The organism is Marinobacter sp. CP1, from assembly GCF_001266795.1.
GTDB lineage: Bacteria > Pseudomonadota > Gammaproteobacteria > Pseudomonadales > Oleiphilaceae > Marinobacter > Marinobacter flavimaris.
This window is the reverse complement of the sequence record NZ_CP011929.1, coordinates 272095-291927: the sequence shown is the minus strand read 5'-3', so window position 1 is coordinate 291927 and position 19833 is coordinate 272095. Positions and strand designations below refer to the sequence as shown.

The window sequence follows — 19833 nt, the reverse complement described above, 5'->3', positions numbered from 1 at the left end:
TTTCAGGAAGGTTTCATGACTGTACGTACCCGAATTGCTCCGTCACCCACGGGAGACCCTCACGTTGGTACCGCCTACGTGGCCCTGTTCAACCTGTGCTTTGCCCGTCAGCACGGCGGCCAGTTTATCCTGCGTATCGAAGACACCGACCAGGCCCGCAGTACCGCAGAATCCGAGCAGGACATTCTCAAGGCGCTGCGCTGGCTCGGTCTGAACTGGGACGAAGGCCCCGACGTGGGTGGTCCTCATGGCCCCTATCGCCAGTCCGAGCGCAAGCACTCGTACCGGCAGTATGCCGAGGATCTGGTGACGGCCGGCCACGCATTTTATTGCTTCCGCACACCGGATGAGCTGGAAGCCATTCGGGAAGAACGCAAGGCCCAGGGTCTGAACCCGGGTATCAAGGGCGATCTGGAGCTGCCCGAGGACGAAGTGAAGCGCCGCCTCGATGCAGGTGAACCATACGTGATTCGTATGAAAGTGCCCGATGAGGGCGTCTGCGAGATCGACGACATGCTTCGGGGCACCATTGAGATCGACTGGGCTCAGGTGGACTGCCAGATTCTGCTCAAGTCCGATGGCATGCCCACTTATCACCTGGCGAATGTGGTTGATGATCACCTGATGGAAATCACCCACGTTCTGCGCGGTGAGGAGTGGATCAACTCGGCGCCCAAGCACAAGCTGCTGTACCAGTATTTTGGCTGGGATATGCCGGTGCTGTGTCACCTTCCGCTGCTGCGCAACCCGGACAAGAGCAAGCTGTCCAAACGCAAGAACCCGACCAGCATCAATTTCTATGAGCGCATGGGCTTTCTGCCGGAGGCCGTCACCAACTACCTGGGGCGCATGGGCTGGTCCATGCCGGACGAGCGGGAAAAGTTCACCCTGGATGAGATGATCGAGAACTTCGACATCCAGCGAGTTTCCCTTGGTGGCCCGGTGTTTGACGTGGAGAAGCTCCGCTGGCTGAACGGCCAGTGGCTGCGCGAAGAGCTGACTGAAGAGCAGTTCATGGAGCGCATGCGCCAGTGGTGGTTCAATGAGGATGCCCTGTGTGCTCTGGTGCCCCACATCAAGGGCAGGGCAGAGGTGTTTTCGGATGTGGCGCCCATGGCCCAGTTCATGTTCTCCGGCATGCTCAACCTGAGGCCGGAAGACTTTGTCCACAACAAGCTGGAGGAAGCCCAGATCAAGCGGGTTCTTCAGTTCACGCTCTGGAAGCTTGAAGCGCAGCGACACTGGAGCAAGGAGACCATCTTCGCGGATATCAAGGCGTTGGCCAAAGCCATGGACCTGAAGATGGGTGACTTCATGTTCTCCATTTTTGTGGCGGTTGCTGGCACTCCGAATTCCTGGTCTGTCATGGATTCCATGGCGCTGCTGGGCCCGGACATGACCCGTTCAAGGCTTCGGCATGCCCTGGAAGTGATAGGTGGTTTCTCCAAGAAGGAAACCAAGAAGGTGGAAAAGGAATACGCGGCTCTGGGTATTCATTAACCGCTTTGGTGAATTAATAAACGGCTTGAACAGGGATGTTCAGAAAACTGAAAAAAAGTGTGTTTCAGAGGTTGACGCCCATAGGGCGGATCCTTAATATACGCAGCCGTTGAGGGGCCATAGCTCAGCTGGGAGAGCGCAACACTGGCAGTGTTGAGGTCGGCGGTTCGATCCCGCCTGGCTCCACCAATTTCTAGTCCCCTTCGTCTAGTGGCCTAGGACTCCGCCCTTTCACGGCGGCAACAGGGGTTCGAACCCCCTAGGGGACGCCAATACGGCTTGACGGTTTAGTCCACCGGAAAGCCATCAAAAAAACCGCCTTCTGGCGGTTTTTTTGTGTCTGAATGTCGGGTCAGACAACAATGGGGTCAAATGAAATTTCCATCTGACCCCGGATTTATTCAGCGCTCGGCAATGGCACCCTTCCCAACACCCTCATAAGCCTTCACCCGGATGGTGTCTGTCGCGAACTCCACCTTGAGCTTGTCGGCCATGTGGGCGGCAATCAGCTCCACCGTGGTGTCGGTATCCAGCATGTACACGCGATCCTCTGGCAGGGTCAGTGCAAACTCGCCCTGGTTGGCCTCGTATTCGAAGGTCACATAGCGAACGCCGTCTTCGCCAACATGGCGACGCACCACATCCTCCTCGGACCCCACGTAGATATCCCGCCAGAGCTTGGCCCAGCGGCGCTCCAGATCGTAATCGCGGTGGCCGTTCCGGTCGATACGAATCGGTGATCGATGGCCGTGGGCGATGCGCTGGCAGTTGCCCAGGTGTTTCTTAAGGCCGTGGACATAGTGGTAGTAAGCACCATCGATTTCCTCTTCCCGGAGATTGATCTCCACGGAAATCACGTTGGCCGGAAGCACGGTCTTTATTTCCTGTTCCAGCAAAGAGGCCACGGCCGAGGGCACAACCCGGTCGGCGGACAACCAGACAATGGCCTCGTCCGGTGAGCGGTGAATGATCTGGCTGCCGTCCGTGAGTGCCCAGGTAAAAGTGTCTGGCTGCTCCTCACTCCAGGACAGCCCCTGGTAGCCGCGGGGAATCACCAGGCGATGGTCAACACGCTCATCGATCACTCGCTTGATGGTGCGTTTTACGTTACTGAAGTCGAACACCATGCCCTGTTCGTCCAGCTCCCCGCCAAGCACCACATCCGCAATCCAGCTTTCACCCACCAGCCCACGGGTCGGGTCCAGGTAGGCAAAATCGATAACGGTCAGGTTGTCTACAAACAAATGGTTCATCAAATTTCCAGGCGGGTATGGTTGATTGATGGCCGAATTCTAGCAAAAATCACCGAATACAGCAGTCTGGCGGTTAGCCACTGCTTCATTTCTTTTTGCTATCGGACTCATCATTTTAAACCTCGACTCGCACATTGATCAGCAATTTCCGGCACTGATACTGGCGGCCGGTGCCTCGAGCCGCCTCGGTCGGCCGAAAGCCCTCCTGCCGCTGGCTTCTGGTGACGGGACAGACACGGACTGCCGTAACCGCACATTGTTGGACGCCGCCATTGCCCAGGGCCGAATCCTCAGCCCGGAAGTTCGAGTGGTGTGTGGGGCCTGGTACCCGCTCATACGCTTTCGTTGTCGGAGGCAACCTTCTTCCTGGTTGCGGGCGCCGGATTGGCAGGAGGGCATCTCGGCATCTCTGTCAGCGGGGCTTCGCAGCCTGGGGCCAGCGGTAAAGGGCGTATTTGTTCTTGTGGCGGACCAGCCGTTACTGGATCTGAACGCCCTCGAGGCCTTTGGCAAGGCGGCCCGCTCTGTACCGGAACAGCCCATCGCTGCAGATTACGGTGGCCGGCCGGGTGTGCCCGCCTATTTGCCCAGATGGCTCTGGCCGCTGGTGTTGGATCTGGAGGGGGATAGGGGCGCCGGGCGACTGCTTGCAGAGGTGCGTGCAACCCGGGTAGATATTCCGGGGATCCACGATGATGTGGACACCCCGGCAGACTGGCAGAGGATCAGGGCCCTGCTCAACCGAACAGGCCAGACAGCCAGGCAATCCCGACGCTGAAGATGCCTAGACTTATGGCAAGACCAATGGTGTAGACCCGGGACGATGCCGAGCGCTGCTGCGCAACAAAAAGGTCGATTGTGCGCTGGGCTATGTCTTCAGCGGTTTCCCTCGAGATCTCGTGGGCTTGCTGAATAGCCTCGGACTGAAGGGTTTGCCAGAACTCGGTATCAATCGTCTGCACACTCGTGATGTGATCTTTCAGCTCGGCCATATGCTCGCTCGTGAAGCCGGAGTTCTTTTTCAGCTCCTTCTTGAGCACGGCAAGTTCGCTGCCAAGGTTCAGGTTGACCTCCGCGGCAACTTCGTCCCGCAGATTTTTGGTCCGTTCGTCGACCATTTCGGTGACGGCGTTCAGGCGTTCCTCAATCACCGCGTCCTGTTTGCTTCGGGATTCATCCAGAGCCCGCTTCAGGTGATCGAACTGCTCGTCAAAGAGGGAGCTGAGCAGTTCGTGGAGGCGGTTGTTGATGTGAGTTTTGACTGCGGAACGGGCGATCTGCTCAATCAACTCGCTGGTCAAGGGCACCACATTGGCTTGCGGGTTGCTCCGGCTGGCTGAATCGCCCGTCTTGGGCGACAGTTCCACCGACGCATCTGCAGGTACGTTCAGCAGTTCGTCCTCTTCCGCGGCAGCCGGCTCAGATTGCAGCGGTGGCTCCGGCAAGTTTCCGCCTGTGACATCACTGGCCAGCTGGTCCAAAACTTCTTTGAGGCCCTCCGTTTGCGGCGGTTTAGTGAGGATGTTGTAAACACCGAAGTTCCTGGCCTCCTCCATGAATGATGACGATTTTTTGGATGTGCACATGATGATGGGGATGCCGGCGGTCTCCGGGTTGCCCTTGATGGCTTTGGTCGCCTCTACGCCATTCATCCCCGGCATTAGATGGTCCATGAAGATGACATCCGGACGCCCCTGGCTGTTCAGGAAATCGAGGGCCTCCTCGGCCGAGCCAGCCATATTGACTTCCATATCGCGACTTTCCAGCAGTTTGCTCAGGGCAAATCGGGCCACCTTGGAGTCATCTACCAGCAGAGCGTTCTTGATCGCCATGTCACTACCTCAATCGTTTACTGCAAACGCGTTTGTTATCGGGCCGTTATGATTACCAGCCTTCCAGTTTCGGGCACTCTGTGGCCCGGTAGCTCTTGTCCCGATAACAGACACCGGGTTCAGTGGTTCGGGCAGTGAAAATTTCCCCTGCCGCTGTGGTCAGGCGTACCTGTCCGTAAGGCTCGCCATGACGGAATGTCGCTTCGATCGAGCTGCCGTTGGGATTCTTCAGCAAGCCCTTACCGTGGAACTTTCCTTCAATGTATTCGCCCTCGTATTTCTTGCCGCTGGCGAAGACCTCTGCCCCGGTGCCATGGAAGGCGCCGTTGGAAAATTCGCCTTCGTAATGGCGACCGTCGGGGTAGGTTAGTGTGCCGGTGCCATGAAATTCGTCGTTCCGGAAGCCGCCGACGTAGAGCATGCCATCCGCGGTGGTCAGGGAACCGTGGCCATTAAGCTGTCCGTCCTTCCAGTGGCCGGTCAGTATGTCGCCGTTTGCCAGTGTAAGCGTGCCTTTGCCGTTAAACTGGTTGTCCCGGAATTCGCCGGAATAGCGCGAGCCGTCGGCACTGCGCCATTCACCGTCGCCCTCGCGGTTGCCTGCAGACCAGCCTCCCTCGTAACGGCCACCATCGGGATACCACGCGGTGCCCTGGCCGTGGAATTCACCATCCACGAAATGCCCCTCGTAGCGCAGTCCATCGTTGTCCTGGTAGGTGCCATCACCGGTCTTCACGCCACCGATCCAGATCCCGTCACGGAAATTCACCGTGGTCAGAGCCTCCAGTTCGCCCACCAGAGTCACCTCATTGCCGGCTTTCAGGGCAATGGAGCGGTTCCAGGGTTTGAAACCTGGCTTGGTGATGGTGACCTCGTAGCGGCCCGGGTCCAGCTCAAGATCCAGGCGGGTCGCGCCATATTTCTTGCCGTTGATGGTGACCTGATCGCCGACAACGTTTGAGCGTAGTACCAGCAGCGCCTGCGTCGGTGGCTGGGGTTCCTGCTGTTTTTCCGGTTGTTGCGGATTTGCCGGGGCGGTGTCTGTTTTCGTTGCCATTACCGATGGCGGTTCAGCTACCGCCAGAACCTCCGGGTTCTCCGGCATGGATGGCACGGTAAACGGAGTGGCTTCTACCACGGGTGGGCGCGACTCCCGGGCAGCCTGTTCGGTTCTGGCGGATGCCTCCGGAACAGGCTCGGGGGCCGGCTCGGGCTCGGTAGTGATAGAGGCAACAGCTTGATCCGTCGAGGGTGGTTCGAAGGCTTCTGTTATCTGAAGGTCATCCCGAACCGAGGCGAACCCGGCGGTTACCAGCAGCATGAGCGCCAGGGCATTGACGAACAGAAGCGGTCTGAAATCGACCATGACGGAACCTCTTGATCCTGCATTCTTGGAATTCTGTCTACCGGTTCATCTTACCCAGTGAGTGCAACGCTATGTAACAGAAAGTGACGTGGAGTTACCGAGAATGCAGGCCAAATCACACTTTATCCGGAAGCTGATCATGGTTGAGCTGCTCCCATGATCTCATGTACACGTCGGCTTCGTATTGATAAGGCGATTTGAAAGGGGTTAGCACGAAATCGAAGACGAGAAAGAAAAACCCGATGGAGGCCCACGCGATGGCCAGGGTGCTAATGGTCGTTGCCTGTACCTCCGGGTTCGAGTCGACGAAATTCTGTAACACCGGAATCAGATCCGATGCCATCGCTACCGGGTTGAAGCTGGCCATCACCAGTGGCACCCAGAAGGCGATGAAGATCGGGAAGAATCCGAATGACCAGAGCAATCGGCGGAGCAGATACAGGGCAACTTCCCGCCAGAAGCGCTGTCTGACTTCCGGTACTTTCCGGATCCGCTCGAGGTACCGCCGACGTTCTGCCCAATAGGCGGCTACTTCCGGGGCCTCAACGGCCTTTGATTGAGGTGCAGGTGTTGTCATGTACGGCGCGGTACCCTATAGCTTCTGGAGTGATGCATGATAAGCGATACTACGTGTTACCCTACAATTCTCCAATTGTTTAAAGACAGGATAGTTTGAATGGCTGCAGTGATCGACAACGCAACTCATCCGGCCTTTGAGAAACTTCGCAGTCACCGGATCGATACACTCAATCTCGAGGTCGAGGAGTATCGTCACAAGAAGACTGGCGCCCGCCATCTGCATCTGGCAGCCGACAACGACGAAAACGTGTTTTTCGTTGCCCTGCGTACCTTCCCGATGGATTCCACCGGGGTGGCGCATATTCTGGAACACACGGCATTGTGTGGCAGCGAGCGTTTCCCGGTTCGTGATCCGTTCTTCATGATGATTCGGCGGTCACTGAACACGTTCATGAACGCTTTCACCAGCAGCGACTGGACGGCCTATCCCTTCGCCAGCATGAACCGAAAGGATTTCGACAACCTTCTGTCGGTTTACCTGGATTGTGTATTTTTCTCCAAGCTCGATCCGCTGGATTTTGCGCAGGAAGGTCATCGCCTTGAGTTCGATAAGCCGGAAGATCCGTCCACCGACCTGGTTTATCGGGGTGTTGTCTACAACGAGATGAAAGGCGCCATGAGTTCGCCCACGTCCCAGCTGTGGCAGAACCTCAGCAGCCACCTGTTCCCGACCACGACCTATCACTACAACAGCGGTGGCGAGCCCGACCACATCGTGGATCTGAGCTACGACGACCTGCTGCAGTTCTACCGCCACCACTATCACCCCAGCAACGCGATATTTGCCACCTACGGCGATATCCCGGCTCATGAGCATCATGAGAAGTTTGAAGAGCTGGCGCTGAAACGGTTCGACCGGCTGGACATCGATCTTCCGGTTCGCGACGAGAAGCGCATGTTCGCCCCGGTCAGGGTAGAGCAGGGCTATGCGGTCAACGAAGGCGAGGGGACCGACAACAAGACTCACATCGTTGTGGGCTGGTTGCTGGGCCACAGTTTTGATTTGCAGGAGAACCTGGAGGGTCAACTGCTCTCTGCGGTACTGCTGGAAAACAGTGCCTCACCACTGATGCGAGCCCTGGAAACCACGGATCTTGGTCATGCACCTTCGCCCATGTGTGGTCTGGAAGACTCCAACCGTGAAATGACCTTTGTTTGCGGCATCGAAGGCAGCGAGCCGGACAAGCACAAGGATCTGGAAGCCCTGCTCGAGTCCACGCTGCTCAAGGTCGTGGAGGAGGGCGTAAGCCAGGAACGTCTGGAAGCCATCCTGCATCAGCTCGAACTGCACCAGCGGGAAATTGCTGGTGACCAGTTCCCGTACGGCCTGCAGCTGATCATGAGTGCCATTGCACCCATGGTGCACGGCGGTGATCCGGTTGAATTGCTGGATCTGGAGCCGGTCCTGGCAACGCTCCGGGAGAAAATTCGGGACCCGCAGTACGTGCCAGACCTGATCCGCCGCAAGCTTCTTGAGAACCCGCACCGGGTCACCCTGACCCTGCGGCCGGATGAAAAGCTCGAGTCCCGCCGGCAGGAAGCCATCCGTGAAGCGCTGGCCCGTCGCAAGGCCGAGCTTACCGATGACGAGGTCCGGATGATTGTCGACCGGGCCAGGGCGCTGGAAGAACGCCAGATGCAGAAGGACGATGACTCCATTCTGCCAAAGGTGGATCTGTCAGACGTGCCTCTGCAGATGCCAGAGCCGGAAGGGCGTTATGACGGCGACATTTCGGCAACCGTTTATGCCCGTGGTACCAACGGTCTGGTTTACGAGCAGATTGTTGTCCCGGTGCCGGCGCTGACCGAAGAGGAGCTGCTTCTGGTGCCTTACTACACCACGCTGATTTCCGAAGTGGGTTGTGGTGATCTGGACTACCTGCAAATGCAGGATCGTATCTCTGCGGAGTCTGGTGGTATCGGTGCAGCGTTCAGCGCCAAGGGCCGGATTGATGACGTTCAGGCGCTGTCCGGTTACATCATCTTCAACGGCAAGGCGCTGGCCCGTAATCGCAGTGAATTGACCCGTCTTCTGCGGGATGTCTACACCAGTGCCCGCTTCGATGAGAAAGAGCGAATCCGGGAGATCATTGCGCAGATCCGGGCCCGTCGCGAGCAGGCCGTAACCGGCAGTGGCCATGCACTGGCCATGGGCGCGGCTTCACAGGGAATGAGTCCGGGTGCCTGGCTATCTTTCCGGCTGGGTGGTCTTGCCGGTATTCGCGGCACTAAGCAGCTCGATCAGGCCCTGAAGGATCCAGAGGAATTGACGGCGCTCTGTGACAAGCTTTCTGCATTGCACGAGAAGATCGGCAAGCAGGGTCGGGAGTTCCTGGTGATTGGTGAAGAGGATCAGCTCCCGGCGATGGTTGATGATCTGAAATCCTGCTGGCGTGATGCCTCCGGGGCGGGCATTGCAGGCTGGAAAATGGAACCGGTCAATTACACCACCCGTGAGGCGTGGCTGACCTCTACCCAGGTTAACTTCTGTTCCAAGGCCTACAGCACTGTCGCTGTGGATCATCCCGATGCGGCGGCACTGACAGTGCTGGGTGGTTTCTTGCGTAACGGTTATCTGCACCGAGCCATTCGGGAGAAGGGTGGCGCTTACGGTGGCGGCGCCGGGCAGGACAGCGTGAATGGCACGTTCCGGTTCTTCTCCTACCGTGATCCGCGCCTGGAGGAAACGCTGGACGATTTCGACGCGGCCCTTGCGTGGCTTCAGGACAATGACCACGACTATCAGGAGCTTGAAGAGTCGATTCTTGGTGTAATTGGTCAACTCGACAGGCCCAGATCGCCCGCGGGCGCTGCTCGCCATGCTTTTCACAACAAGCTGTTTGGGCGAAGCCCGGAGCAGCGTGCCAGGTTCCGGGAGCGGGTGCTGTCCGTCACCCTGGATGACCTGAAGCGTGTGGCCAGAACCTGGCTGGTGCCGGAGAAAGCCAGTACGGCCGTGGTAACCAGTCCGGAAAACCGTGCTAGGGCCGAGAAGCTTGGCCTGAACATTCAGGAACTGTAAAGCCAAAACAAAAGAGGCCAGATGAAGTGTTCATCTGGCCTCTTCTTGGTCTGGCCCCTTTCTTATTCTGCCCCGATGAAGCCCTCCAGCCGTCCGTACCCCTAGCGTTGGCGCTTCAGACCGGTTGTCACCATGATTCGGGTGGAGATCTCCTCAACTGAATAGGCGGTGGTATTCAGGTACGGAATCCGCTCACGCCGATACATCAATTCAATTTCCTCGATCTCGTGCATGCACTGCTTGATGGATGAGTAGCGAGAGTTTGGCTTGCGTTCGTTGCGGATGGTTGCCAGCCGCTCCGGCTCGATAGTCAGCCCGAAAATTTTCTCTTTATAAGGTTTCAGGGCTTTCGGGATCTGCTGGTCTGCCAGGTCTTCTTCGGTAATCGGATAGTTCGCCGCTTTCACGCCATACTGCAGCGCCAGATAGAGGCAGGTGGGGGTTTTCCCGCTTCGGGAGGCGCCAACGAGGATCAGGTCTGCTTCGTCGTAATGCCGGGTGCGTGCGCCATCGTCATTATCCAGCGCGAAATTGACGGCATTGATCCGGCGTTCATAGCTGCCTTCATTGTTGATGGCATGGGATTTACCGACGGTATAGGAAGAGGAAGACTGGAGTTCCTGTTCCAGGGGGCTGAGAAACGTACCGAAGATGTCCACCATGAAACCCTCGGCGGTGGCGATGATTTCCCGGATATCGCTGTTTACAATGGTGTCGAACACCAGCGGCCGTGCGCCGTCTGTCTCGGCCGCCTTGTTGATCCGTTTGACCATTTCCCGGGCTTTTTCTTCGTCCGCAATGTAGGGAACAGTAACCCGTTCAAACTCGATCTTTTCGAACTGGGCCAGAAGGCTGTGCCCGAGAGCCTCGGCTGTCAGGCCGGTGCCATCAGAAATGAAAAAAGCAGTGCGTTTCATGCTGTATTGTCCGGTTCCTTGGTTCTTGATTCCTGGCTCGGTGGCCTAGGTAATTTCCGCAGGTTACAGTATCATACACGCCAAGTTCGAGACTCCGCAGTGGATATTGTCTGCTTTTACCGCTTGATACCGCTGGCCCGATTTTGCTCTTAGCTTCACAGACTCAAGGGAGACATGCTTTGGAAGATTACATTATCTGGTTTGATCACCTGGGAATGTCCGATGTCGATCGGGTAGGCGGCAAGAACGCCTCACTCGGCGAAATGATCAGTAATCTCGCCAACGCAGGTGTTACCGTTCCAGGTGGCTTTGCCACAACAGCGCACGCCTATCGCGAATTCCTCGCTACTGACGGACTGAAAGAGCGTATCGACAACGCTCTCGATGCCCTGGACATCAACGACGTTAACGAACTGGCCCGGGTTGGTGCCCAGATTCGTCAATGGATCATTGAAACGCCATTTCCGGATGTTCTGGAGAACGCCCTGAAGGAATCGTTCGCCACCCTGCAGGATGGCAACGAACACATGGCGGTTGCGGTACGTTCCTCTGCAACGGCGGAAGATCTCCCGGACGCCTCCTTCGCAGGCCAGCAGGAAACCTTCCTGAACGTGGTGGGGCTGCAACAGGTGCGCACCTCGGTCAAGGAAGTGTTTGCGTCGCTGTTCAATGACCGCGCTATTTCCTACCGCGTCCACCACGGCTTTGACCACAAGATGGTGGCGCTCTCGGCTGGTATCCAGAAAATGGTGCGCAGTGAGACGGCGGCCAGTGGCGTTATGTTCACCCTCGACACAGAATCCGGCTTCCGTGACGTGGTATTTGTAACTGCCTCTTACGGTCTGGGTGAGACCGTCGTTCAGGGTGCTGTAAACCCTGATGAATTCTACGTACACAAGCCTACTCTCGAAGCCAGTCGGCCGGCCGTCCTGCGTCGCAATCTGGGCAGCAAGGCCATCAAGATGGTCTACCACACCAAGCCCGGTGAAGGTGAATTCGTTGAAACAGTGAAGGTGGAGCAGGAAGACCGCAACCGCTTCTGCATCACTGACGCCGAGGTGGAAGACCTGGCACGTCAGGCGATGATTATCGAGAAGCACTACCAGCGACCGATGGACATCGAGTGGGCGAAGGACGGCGACGACGGCAAGATCTACATCGTTCAGGCGCGCCCTGAGACGGTGAAAAGCCGTGCGTCTGCCAATGTGATGGAGCGCTACCTGCTTAAAGAAACCGGCAAGGTGCTGGTGGAAGGCCGGAGCATCGGCCACAAGATCGGCAGTGGCCCGGTGAAGATCATCACCAGCATCAAGGAAATGGACCGGGTGCAGGCCGGCGATGTGTTGGTTACCGACATGACCGACCCGGATTGGGAGCCGGTGATGAAAAGGGCTTCCGCCATTGTTACCGACCGCGGTGGTCGTACCTGCCACGCGGCCATTATTGCCCGCGAGCTGGGCATTCCGGCCGTGGTCGGATGCGGCGATGCCACGGAGTTGCTGACCGACGCACAGGAAGTGACCGTCTCCTGCGCTGAGGGCGATACCGGCATGATCTACGAGGGCTCCCTGGATTTCGAGCTGCGGGAAAATACCGTGGACTCCATGCCGAACATCCCGTTCAAGATCATGATGAACGTCGGCAACCCAGACCGGGCTTTTGATTTCCAGGCGTTGCCGAATGAAGGTGTTGGTTTGGCACGGCTTGAGTTCATTATTAACCGGATGATCGGTGTTCATCCCAAGGCACTGCTGAACTTTGATGGACTGCCCCGGGATATCAAGCAGACCGTTGAGAAACGCATCTCCGGTTACAGCTCGCCGGTGGATTTCTATGTCGACAAGCTGGTTGAGGGCATCTCTACCCTGGCAGCGGCGTTCGCGCCCAAGAAAGTGATCGTGCGGTTGTCGGACTTCAAATCCAACGAATACGCCAACCTGATCGGCGGCACTCTGTACGAGCCGGATGAAGAAAACCCGATGCTCGGTTTCCGGGGTGCATCGCGCTATATCTCCGATACCTTCCGGGACTGCTTCGAGCTGGAATGCCGTGCCCTGAAAAAGGTGCGTAACGAGATGGGGCTGACCAATGTGGAAGTGATGGTTCCGTTCGTGCGTACCGTGGGTGAAGCGGAACAGGTAGTGAACCTGCTGGCGGAGAACGGACTCAAGCGTGGTGACAACGGTCTTCGGGTCATCATGATGTGTGAGCTGCCGGCCAATGCGCTGCTGGCGGATCAGTTCCTGGAGCACTTTGACGGCTTCTCCATCGGCTCCAACGATCTGACTCAGCTGACCCTGGGTCTGGACCGGGATTCGGGCATCATCGCGCACCTCTTCGATGAGCGGAACGATGCGGTCAAGGCGCTGCTTTCCAACGCCATTCAGGCGTGCAAGAAGGCCGGCAAATACATCGGTATCTGCGGGCAGGGGCCATCGGATCATCCGGATCTCGCCAAGTGGCTGATGGATCAGGGCATTGATACGGTGTCACTGAACCCCGATTCGGTACTGGACACCTGGTTCTTCCTGGCCGACGAAAAAATCGACTGAGTTTATTTCCAGGATAAGGAGAGCGACAACGTGACGACGATAATTACCCCGGACCTGTGTGACGAATTTCCGGAAGTGCTGGTTGTAGAGCCCGGCTTCAATAACTACGGTGGCAACAAGGCATTTGGCGGTGAGATTGTGACCGTGAAGTGTTTTGAAGATAACTCCGTGGTGAAAGAGCAGGTTGGCCAGCCAGGGAACGGTCGTGTGATGGTCGTGGATGGTGGCGCTTCAAAGCGCCATGCGCTATTGGGCGACATGCTCGCGGAGAAGGCTGCTAGCAACGGCTGGGCGGGCCTGATCATCTATGGTTGCGTGCGCGACGTGGATGAGATTGGCAACACCGCCCTGGGTGTGCAGGCCCTTGGCACCCATCCGAGAAAGAGTGAAAAGCGTGGCCTGGGCGACCTGAATGTGCCGGTCACCTTCCACGGCGTTACATTCCATCCCGGACACTACGTCTACGCCGACAACAACGGCATCATTGTTTCTGAGAAGCCTCTGGTTTGAGGCTTTTCGAGGCAGAGACAAAAACGGCGGCCAATGGCCGCCGTTTTTCGTTCAGCGAGTGACTTCGCTGATGTTCGTTCCAAGGAGGAACCCGTCTCCTTCCGGTTCGCAGCGAATGACTTCGCAGACAGTCTCCAGCGGCGGAAACTGATCACTGCTGGAGTGAAGCACCGTGTGAAGTTCCTCGCCAACGTTCACGGCCTGCTCAACGTAGAGTTGCATGCCGGTCGCGCTCAGATCACGGCAGATCCCTTTGAAGCGGTTGCCCTGGCTGTCGCTGATCTCAATCTCCGAGTTCACCTGCATACGGTGGAAATCGCGTTTCTCCGAATAATCCTTCATGGCATCAGGCCCAGTTGTCGGTTTTTCTTGTTGGTTTGAGCATTGGAATGATCAGTGCCAGCAAAACGCCACCGAGAACGAGGCCCGCGCCCAGCAACATGAAATCGTATTCCTTGCTGGCTTCGAGACGTTCGTTTTCAGCCGTGAGCACTTCAAGGTCGTTGCGAATCTTCTGGTTCTCTTCCCGCAGCTCGCGATTTCGACGTTCCAGATTGATGGAATCGGCGGCGATACTCTTGATCCGCTGAAGCTCTTCCTGGAGCTCCTGTGAACGGTCAGAAAGCGAGGCTTCGGAGCTTTCCAGCGCGTTGCGCTCAGTGACGACGTTAGACAGCTGCTCTTTTACCTGGGCGAGTTCAGCGCGCGTTTCTTCCAGCTGACGGTTGGCCGTACGCAGGCGATCTGCAGCAATGGGTGTCTCGCTCAGGTATTGACTGGAAACCCAGCCCTCGGTGCCCTTGGGAGTGCGAACGAGGGTGTATCCGGAATCGGAGGCCTCGATGACTTCCAGCGGCGTGCCACTGGGAACCGCGTTTTCAATGATGCGGAACTGGGAACCTGCGCCTGACCTCACTGGCAGGTACAACTGGTCGTCAACCCAGACAGTCTTTGCCTGGGCAACAGCAATGGAGGACACTGCGAACAACACACTGATTGCTAGACGAAAAAGCGTCACTGGTTACGTTCCCTGAAATTCTGCGGTTGAAATCTGAGTCTGATTAAAAGCGCAATTTTGTCACAGATGCCCCGCCGTGCAAGCGTGCCATCATTACAATAAACTCATGGGCCCCCAAGGCCCGCTCACGGGAGGACGGCTTTGAAAGGCTTTACCACAACCTTGTCATAAACGCCTGCCTCCACATAAGGGTCGGCATCCGCCCAGGCCTGGGCCGCTTCCAGAGAGTCAAATTCCGCGATTACCAGACTACCGGTAAAGCCGGCATCGCCGGGCTCTGGAGTATCCAGCGCCGGATGAGGGCCAGCGACAAGTAATCGGCCCTCGGCTTTCAGGGCCTGAAGCCGGTCGATGTGAGCCGGACGCGCAGACTGGCGCAACGGCAGGCTGTTCTCGACATCTTCACTGATAATGGCGTAGTACATTCAGCTCTCCGAACAGGTTTTCAAAGACAGGATAGTTGATCAGACAATCAGCGGTCGTGTCGTGCAAGGGTTGGCTGGTACACTGTTAAACCCTGGCAAGCCGCCAGTTATCTGAAGATTCAGGATATTTTGTGACTATACCGCAAGACCCGCATTTGTGCATTGATCTGCATTGCCACAGCACGGCTTCCGATGGCGCGCTATCACCGGCGGCACTGGTCGAGCGCGCTGCCGGTCGGGGGGTTACCCACCTGGCCCTTACTGACCACGACACGATCGCTGGCCTTGCCGAAGCCGAGGCGGCTGCGCAGGCGCAGGGTATCATCCTGATTCCCGGGGTTGAGCTTTCCTGCCTCTGGAAAAGCCGGACCATCCACATCGTCGGTCTGGATTTTGATCCCGGGCAGGCCGGTTTCAGGCAGGCGCTGGAGCAGCAGAACGAGAATCGCTGGGCTCGTGCCCGCATGATCGCGGACCGCCTGGGTAAGCTTGGTGTTGATGGCCTTCTCGATAAGGCCTCCGAGGCTGCCAGTGGCGACGTGCCTGGACGGCCACATTTTGCACAGGTTCTGACAGAGGCTGGCGTTGTTCGCAATGCTGCCCAGGCATTCAAGCGATATCTGGGTAACGGTAAGCCCGGTGATGTAAAAGCTTTCTGGCCGGAGCTTCCAGAAGTCGTGCGCTGGATCACCGAGGCAGGTGGCGTTGCGGTTCTTGCCCATCCCCGAAAATACCAGCTTACGGCAACCAAACTCAGGGAGCTGACCGCGAATTTCCGAAGGGCAGGGGGGCAGGCAATTGAAGTGTCTACTTCAGGCCAATCCAGTGGTGATCTGGGGTTTCTTGCAGAGCTTTGTCGGAAAGAGAAATTGCTGGCATCCCAGGGCAGTGATTTTCACTTTCCCGGCGCTCCCTGGTGTGAGCTTGGCCGCATCATGAAAATGCCAGACGGGCTTGAGCCGGTCTGGCATTCGTTCAGACAACCTGTTCCGGGTGCGGCGCCGGTTTAATCCGGTGCGTGGAACAGCAGGTACAGATCCGTCAGTGAGTCCGGGATGGCGTCGGCCATCTGCCGGGATAGCTTTTCACTGTTGCGAACCTTCTGGAAGTCCTCGTCATCGAACAGTCCTGAGAGTGTCAGCATAGGCACCATCAGGTCCGCCGCTTCTTCTTCGCTGGCTGCTTCGAGCCACTCTTCTTCGTGTTCCAGAAAGGTGTCCACGAACCCGGCGCACCAGTTTTCCAGTGCGTTCATGGGGTCGCCATCCTCCGGCTCCGGCAATTCCAGAGACTGCCCCATGTCCAGGGAATGGGCCATGTCATTGGCCAGCTGGGTCGAGCAGCGCCTGAACACCTCGGGAATCCCGGTGTCGGGCACCTGATCGGTGCCCGTGGCGAGGCGGAAGATTTCTTCCGCGCTCAGTTCAGCCGGGCCGACGACGCTGGCGCAGACCACCCCATGGAAACCGAAGAAATCCAGGGCTTCATCGCCCCAGGGCTCGGCAAAGAGGATGTCTTCCAGCGCTTCTATGTCGGAGTTCGATAGCATCAGTTAGTTACTCCCGGCCTTTTTGGCCTCTTCCGCGGCCTTCTGGCGCTTGCGGACTTCTCTTGGATCATTGTAAGCGCGGCCCGGTGTTACAGGAACGTCGACTGCCGGGGCATCGGCAGGCGTGTCCTTGGCTGTTGCCTCCGGAGCGGAAGGCGTCTCTTCCTTCACTGGCTCTGCGGTTTTGGCCTCAACTTTTTCGGGCTCGGCTTTCTTGGGCTCGGCCTTTTCGGGGCTGGCCTGGGCTGGTTCCGGCTGCTTTGGCTCCGGTTGAGCCTCGGGAGCCTTACGCTCTGGTGCTACCTTCTCCTCCGCTGGCTTTTCAGCCTTCTCGGGTTGTGGTGCCTCCTCCGGTTCTGCCTTGGCGGCTGGCGCTTCCTTGGGCTTCGCCGGCTGCTTCTTCGCCCGCGGCGCTTGTTCACCGTCGGCCGTGGCCCTGGACTCCGGCTTTGACCTCGGAGCTGCCTCTTTTTTCTCGGTAGCCTGGTCAGTCACCGGCTTTGGCTCATCAGTGGCCGCGGTGCTCTTGGCAGGCTCTTTGTCTGTGGCTGCGCCTTGCGCCTGCTCGGTAACGTTTTCGCTCTTTTCCTCAGGCTTCTCAAGGGGTTCGGAGCTTTGTTCAGCCTTGGCGGGCTCGGCTTTTTCAGGTTTCGCTTGAACAGCTTCCTGCTTTTCAACCGGGCTCTCTGCAACGGGTTTTGTTTCCGCTGCCGGTTTCGCTTCCGGCTTGCTCTCCGACGGCGCTTTGTCTGCGGATGCCTTCTCGGGCTTCTGCTCTTTCACTGGCTCTTTCTGAGCAGCTTCCGGTTTCGGTGTTTCGCTGGCCGCCGGCGCAGTCTCGGCCCTTGTTTCAGGCTTGTCAGACGCTTTGTTGACGGTTTCCTTTACCTGCTCGGTTTTCACCTCGGGCTTGGCATCGTCACGACCGTTTTCGGGCTGCGTGTCCTTCTGATGCTTCTCGCTACGAGCGGCTTTTCGATCAGCCGGAGCGGACGCCGGTGCTTCAGACGGAGAGCCGTCGCGGTTGCGCTGGCGACGTGGCTTTCTGCGTTTCTCTTCTGAACCGGTCTTGTCCGCTGGACCGGACTTGGCTGCATTATCCTGCTGGCCCTGATCCTTCTGGTCCTTCTGCTCGCGATTATCCTTCGGGTCGCGCTGGGGCCTGTTGCGGCCGCGGCCCTGGTTGTCGCGACGGTTGTCACGACGATTTTCAGAGCCTTTGTTGTCGGCGCTCTTGTTGTCGCCTCCGCGATTATCCTGGCCTTTGTTTTCGGATGCCTGGCGATTCTGGTTGCCACGGTTCTGGTCGTCGTTGCGGTTGCGGCCGCGGCCACGGTTGTCGTCACCACGGCCCTGCTGGCCGCCCTGGCGCCGTTCGTTGCCACTGCGGTTGCCACCTGCACGCTGGTCATCACCGCGGGCTACCCGGGATTTGCGACGGTCCTGACGGCCCTGGTTGCGACGATCTTCGCGCTGGCTCTGGCTCTGCTCGCGATTCTCGACTTTCTGTTCTTCCTCGCCACTAAAGAAGCCAGCGATCTTGCGTCCCAGCCGGCGGAAGAGGCCTTCTTCCTGCTCAGTGGTTTCATCAGCCTTCGGTGCGGCCGGGGCAGGCGCGGGTGCGGGTGCGCTCGGCCGGATTGCTTTTACCGCAGCCTGTTCGCGTACCGGCTTCTCAGGGGTGGGCGCCTCGAAGATTTCTTCTTCACGCTCGCTGTACTCCTGGGCCACCTGATGGCTGGAAATGTGCTCGGGCGTTGTTTCATCCTGGCGCATCCGGATGATTTCGAAATGCGGTGTCTCCATATGCGGAACCGGCACCACGACAACGCTCACTTCCTGGCGGGCTTCAATGTCGGCCAGCTGCTTGCGCTTCTCGTTGAGCAGGAAAGTGGCGACGGAAACCGGCACAACGGCTCGTACTTCGCCGGTCTTATCCTTTGACGATTCCTCGTAGATCAGGCGCATGATGCTCAGGGCGAGGGACTCGATGCCACGAATAGTGCCCTGACCTTCACATCGGGGGCACACTTCGCTGCGTGTCTCTCCCAGGGAAGGGCGCAGGCGCTGACGGGACATTTCCAGCAGGCCGAAGCGGGAGATTTTGCCCACCTGAACCCGGGCCCGGTCGATTTCCAGGGCCTCACGCATCTTCTGTTCAACTTCCCGCTGATGCTTCGCAGGCGTCATGTCGATAAAGTCGATGACAATCAGGCCGCCCATGTCACGCAGGCGCAGCTGGCGGGCGATTTCCTCTGCCGCTTCCAGGTTGGTCTGGAGCGCGGTTTCCTCGATATCCTGGCCTTTCGTGGCGCGGGAAGAGTTGATGTCGATGGAAACCAGGGCCTCGGTCGGGTCAATCACGATGGAGCCGCCGGAGGGCAGTTTCACTTCCCGCTGGAAGGCGGTCTCGATCTGGCCTTCGATCTGGTACCGGCTGAACAGCGGGATTTCATCCTTGTACAGCTTGATCTTGTTTTCGAAGGTGGGCATGACCGCACGAACGAAATTCAGGACGTCCTCATAGACGCCATTAGCGTCAATCAGAACCTCGCCGATGTCCTGGCGAAGGTAGTCACGGACCGCACGGATGATAACGTTGCTTTCCTGGTGAATCAGGAAGGGGGCCTTGCGCTCGCCGGCGGCCTGAGTGATGGCCTCCCAGAATTGCACCAGGTAGTCCAGATCCCACTGGAGTTCTTCAGTGGTACGGCCGATGCCGGCGGTACGAACGATGATGCCCATGGATTTCGGCACCTGAACATCGTTCATCGCTTCTTTGAGCTGCGCCCGCTCATCGCCCTCAATGCGACGGGAGATGCCGCCAGCACGGGGGTTGTTGGGCATGAGTACCAGATAGCGACCTGCCAGGGAGATAAACGTGGTCAGGGCTGCGCCCTTATTGCCACGCTCTTCCTTATCGACCTGCACGATGACTTCCTGGCCTTCGGAAACAACGTCCTTGATGTTGATTTTGCCTTCGATCTGGCCGGGCGACTTCTTGAAGTATTCCTTGGAAATTTCCTTCAACGGCAGAAAGCCGTGTCGCTCGGCGCCGAAATCCACAAATGCGGCCTCGAGACTGGGCTCGACCCGGGTAATGCGGCCCTTGTAGATATTGGCTTTCTTCTGCTCGCGGGAGCTGGATTCGATATCAAGGTCGAATAGACGCTGGCCGTCAACCAGGGCGACGCGCAACTCTTCGGGATGAGTTGCATTGATAAGCATTCTTTTCATGGAAAGAAAGAGTTCCTGTCGTTTAATTTGACAGAAAACCGGAGGGGATCGCATCAGCGAAGCAGGATGTGCG

At 57.8% G+C, this 19833-nt stretch carries 16 protein-coding genes and 2 tRNA genes; 8 read left to right on the top strand and 10 right to left on the bottom strand.

Features of this window, described 5'->3' with window-relative positions:
- Nucleotides 1-15: 15 nt before the first annotated feature.
- From gltX to ACP86_RS01340, 3 genes are all read left to right on the top strand, one after another.
- Nucleotides 16-1500, top strand: a complete 1485-nt coding sequence (gene gltX, locus ACP86_RS01350; protein ID WP_053112415.1) for a glutamate--tRNA ligase — start codon at nt 16-18, stop codon at nt 1498-1500.
- A 113-nt stretch (nt 1501-1613) separates the two neighbouring features.
- Nucleotides 1614-1689, top strand: a tRNA-Ala gene (locus tag ACP86_RS01345).
- Between the two features lie 7 nt (nt 1690-1696).
- A tRNA-Glu gene (locus ACP86_RS01340) sits at nt 1697-1772 on the top strand.
- Nucleotides 1773-1901: 129 nt separating this feature from the next.
- Here the strand turns inward: ACP86_RS01340 and ACP86_RS01335 are convergent.
- Nucleotides 1902-2753 carry a 6-carboxytetrahydropterin synthase gene (locus tag ACP86_RS01335; protein WP_053112413.1) on the bottom strand — a complete coding sequence of 284 codons (852 nt, stop codon included), beginning with the start codon at nt 2751-2753 and terminating at the stop codon, nt 1902-1904.
- Between the two features lie 100 nt (nt 2754-2853).
- On the opposite strand from ACP86_RS01335, the gene ACP86_RS01330 reads away from it, so the two are divergent.
- Nucleotides 2854-3531, top strand: coding sequence for an NTP transferase domain-containing protein (locus tag ACP86_RS01330; protein WP_082220532.1), 678 nt, complete (start codon nt 2854-2856; stop codon nt 3529-3531).
- Here ACP86_RS01330 and ACP86_RS01325 read toward each other — a convergent pair.
- The 3 genes from ACP86_RS01325 to ACP86_RS01315 all read right to left on the bottom strand — a co-directional run bounded on the left by ACP86_RS01325 (nt 3491) and on the right by ACP86_RS01315 (nt 6528).
- A complete protein-coding gene (locus ACP86_RS01325) occupies nt 3491-4585 on the bottom strand; it encodes a response regulator (RefSeq protein WP_008175032.1) in 1095 nt (364 codons plus the stop codon). The genes ACP86_RS01330 and ACP86_RS01325 overlap by 41 nt on opposite strands.
- A gap of 52 nt (nt 4586-4637) precedes the next feature.
- Nucleotides 4638-5951 carry an MORN repeat-containing protein gene (locus ACP86_RS01320; RefSeq protein ID WP_053112409.1) on the bottom strand — a complete coding sequence of 438 codons (1314 nt, stop codon included), beginning with the start codon at nt 5949-5951 and terminating at the stop codon, nt 4638-4640.
- A gap of 115 nt (nt 5952-6066) precedes the next feature.
- A complete protein-coding gene (locus tag ACP86_RS01315; protein WP_008175027.1) occupies nt 6067-6528 on the bottom strand; it encodes a hypothetical protein in 462 nt (153 codons plus the stop codon).
- 99 nt (nt 6529-6627) lie between these two features.
- Between ACP86_RS01315 and ACP86_RS01310 the strand changes: the two genes are divergently transcribed.
- Nucleotides 6628-9552 carry an insulinase family protein gene (locus ACP86_RS01310; RefSeq protein ID WP_053112406.1) on the top strand — a complete coding sequence of 975 codons (2925 nt, stop codon included), beginning with the start codon at nt 6628-6630 and terminating at the stop codon, nt 9550-9552.
- A 101-nt stretch (nt 9553-9653) separates the two neighbouring features.
- Here the strand turns inward: ACP86_RS01310 and ACP86_RS01305 are convergent, their stop codons facing one another.
- The gene (locus ACP86_RS01305) at nt 9654-10469 is read right to left on the bottom strand and encodes a pyruvate, water dikinase regulatory protein (protein ID WP_008174940.1); all 816 of its coding nucleotides are present in this window, start codon (nt 10467-10469) and stop codon (nt 9654-9656) included.
- A gap of 215 nt (nt 10470-10684) precedes the next feature.
- On the opposite strand from ACP86_RS01305, the gene ppsA reads away from it, so the two are divergent.
- A complete protein-coding gene (gene ppsA / locus ACP86_RS01300) occupies nt 10685-13021 on the top strand; it encodes a phosphoenolpyruvate synthase (RefSeq protein WP_410796000.1) in 2337 nt (778 codons plus the stop codon).
- 30 nt (nt 13022-13051) lie between these two features.
- Nucleotides 13052-13531: a ribonuclease E activity regulator RraA gene (gene rraA / locus ACP86_RS01295; RefSeq protein WP_008174943.1), complete on the top strand. Its 480-nt coding sequence runs from the start codon at nt 13052-13054 to the stop codon at nt 13529-13531.
- 51 nt (nt 13532-13582) lie between these two features.
- Here the strand turns inward: rraA and ACP86_RS01290 are convergent, their stop codons facing one another.
- From ACP86_RS01290 to ACP86_RS01280, 3 genes are all read right to left on the bottom strand, one after another.
- A complete protein-coding gene (locus tag ACP86_RS01290; protein ID WP_008174945.1) occupies nt 13583-13873 on the bottom strand; it encodes a PilZ domain-containing protein in 291 nt (96 codons plus the stop codon).
- Between the two features lie 4 nt (nt 13874-13877).
- Complete coding sequence (locus ACP86_RS01285) at nt 13878-14549, bottom strand: TIGR04211 family SH3 domain-containing protein (protein WP_039882073.1); 672 nt, start codon at nt 14547-14549, stop codon at nt 13878-13880.
- A 125-nt stretch (nt 14550-14674) separates the two neighbouring features.
- A complete protein-coding gene (locus ACP86_RS01280; protein WP_008174948.1) occupies nt 14675-14974 on the bottom strand; it encodes a YciI family protein in 300 nt (99 codons plus the stop codon).
- A gap of 131 nt (nt 14975-15105) precedes the next feature.
- Here ACP86_RS01280 and ACP86_RS01275 point away from each other — a divergent pair, with 131 nt between their 5' ends.
- On the top strand, nt 15106-15984 hold the full coding sequence (locus ACP86_RS01275) for a PHP domain-containing protein (RefSeq protein WP_053112404.1): 879 nt from the start codon (nt 15106-15108) through the stop codon (nt 15982-15984).
- Here ACP86_RS01275 and ACP86_RS01270 read toward each other — a convergent pair.
- Entirely contained in the window at nt 15981-16523 is a 543-nt protein-coding gene (locus ACP86_RS01270) for a YecA family protein (protein ID WP_008174953.1), read from the bottom strand. The genes ACP86_RS01275 and ACP86_RS01270 overlap by 4 nt on opposite strands.
- Nucleotides 16524-16526: 3 nt before the next feature.
- Nucleotides 16527-19760, bottom strand: a complete 3234-nt coding sequence (rne, locus tag ACP86_RS01265) for a ribonuclease E (protein ID WP_053112402.1) — start codon at nt 19758-19760, stop codon at nt 16527-16529.
- Nucleotides 19761-19833: the final 73 nt, after the last annotated feature.

Bases quoted from the DNA above. Each gene is read 5' to 3' on its own strand.
- gltX (WP_053112415.1), top strand. From the start codon at position 16: ATGACTGTACGTACCCGAATTGCTCCGTCACCCACGGGAGACCCTCAC.
- ACP86_RS01335 (WP_053112413.1), bottom strand. From the start codon at position 2,753: ATGAACCATTTGTTTGTAGACAACCTGACCGTTATCGATTTTGCCTAC.
- ACP86_RS01325 (WP_008175032.1), bottom strand. From the start codon at position 4,585: ATGGCGATCAAGAACGCTCTGCTGGTAGATGACTCCAAGGTGGCCCGA.
- ACP86_RS01320 (WP_053112409.1), bottom strand. From the start codon at position 5,951: ATGGTCGATTTCAGACCGCTTCTGTTCGTCAATGCCCTGGCGCTCATG.
- ACP86_RS01315 (WP_008175027.1), bottom strand. From the start codon at position 6,528: ATGACAACACCTGCACCTCAATCAAAGGCCGTTGAGGCCCCGGAAGTA.
- ACP86_RS01310 (WP_053112406.1), top strand. From the start codon at position 6,628: ATGGCTGCAGTGATCGACAACGCAACTCATCCGGCCTTTGAGAAACTT.
- ACP86_RS01305 (WP_008174940.1), bottom strand. From the start codon at position 10,469: ATGAAACGCACTGCTTTTTTCATTTCTGATGGCACCGGCCTGACAGCC.
- ppsA (WP_410796000.1), top strand. From the start codon at position 10,685: ATGTCCGATGTCGATCGGGTAGGCGGCAAGAACGCCTCACTCGGCGAA.
- ACP86_RS01290 (WP_008174945.1), bottom strand. From the start codon at position 13,873: ATGAAGGATTATTCGGAGAAACGCGATTTCCACCGTATGCAGGTGAAC.
- ACP86_RS01280 (WP_008174948.1), bottom strand. From the start codon at position 14,974: ATGTACTACGCCATTATCAGTGAAGATGTCGAGAACAGCCTGCCGTTG.
- ACP86_RS01270 (WP_008174953.1), bottom strand. From the start codon at position 16,523: ATGCTATCGAACTCCGACATAGAAGCGCTGGAAGACATCCTCTTTGCC.
- rne (WP_053112402.1), bottom strand. From the start codon at position 19,760: ATGAAAAGAATGCTTATCAATGCAACTCATCCCGAAGAGTTGCGCGTC.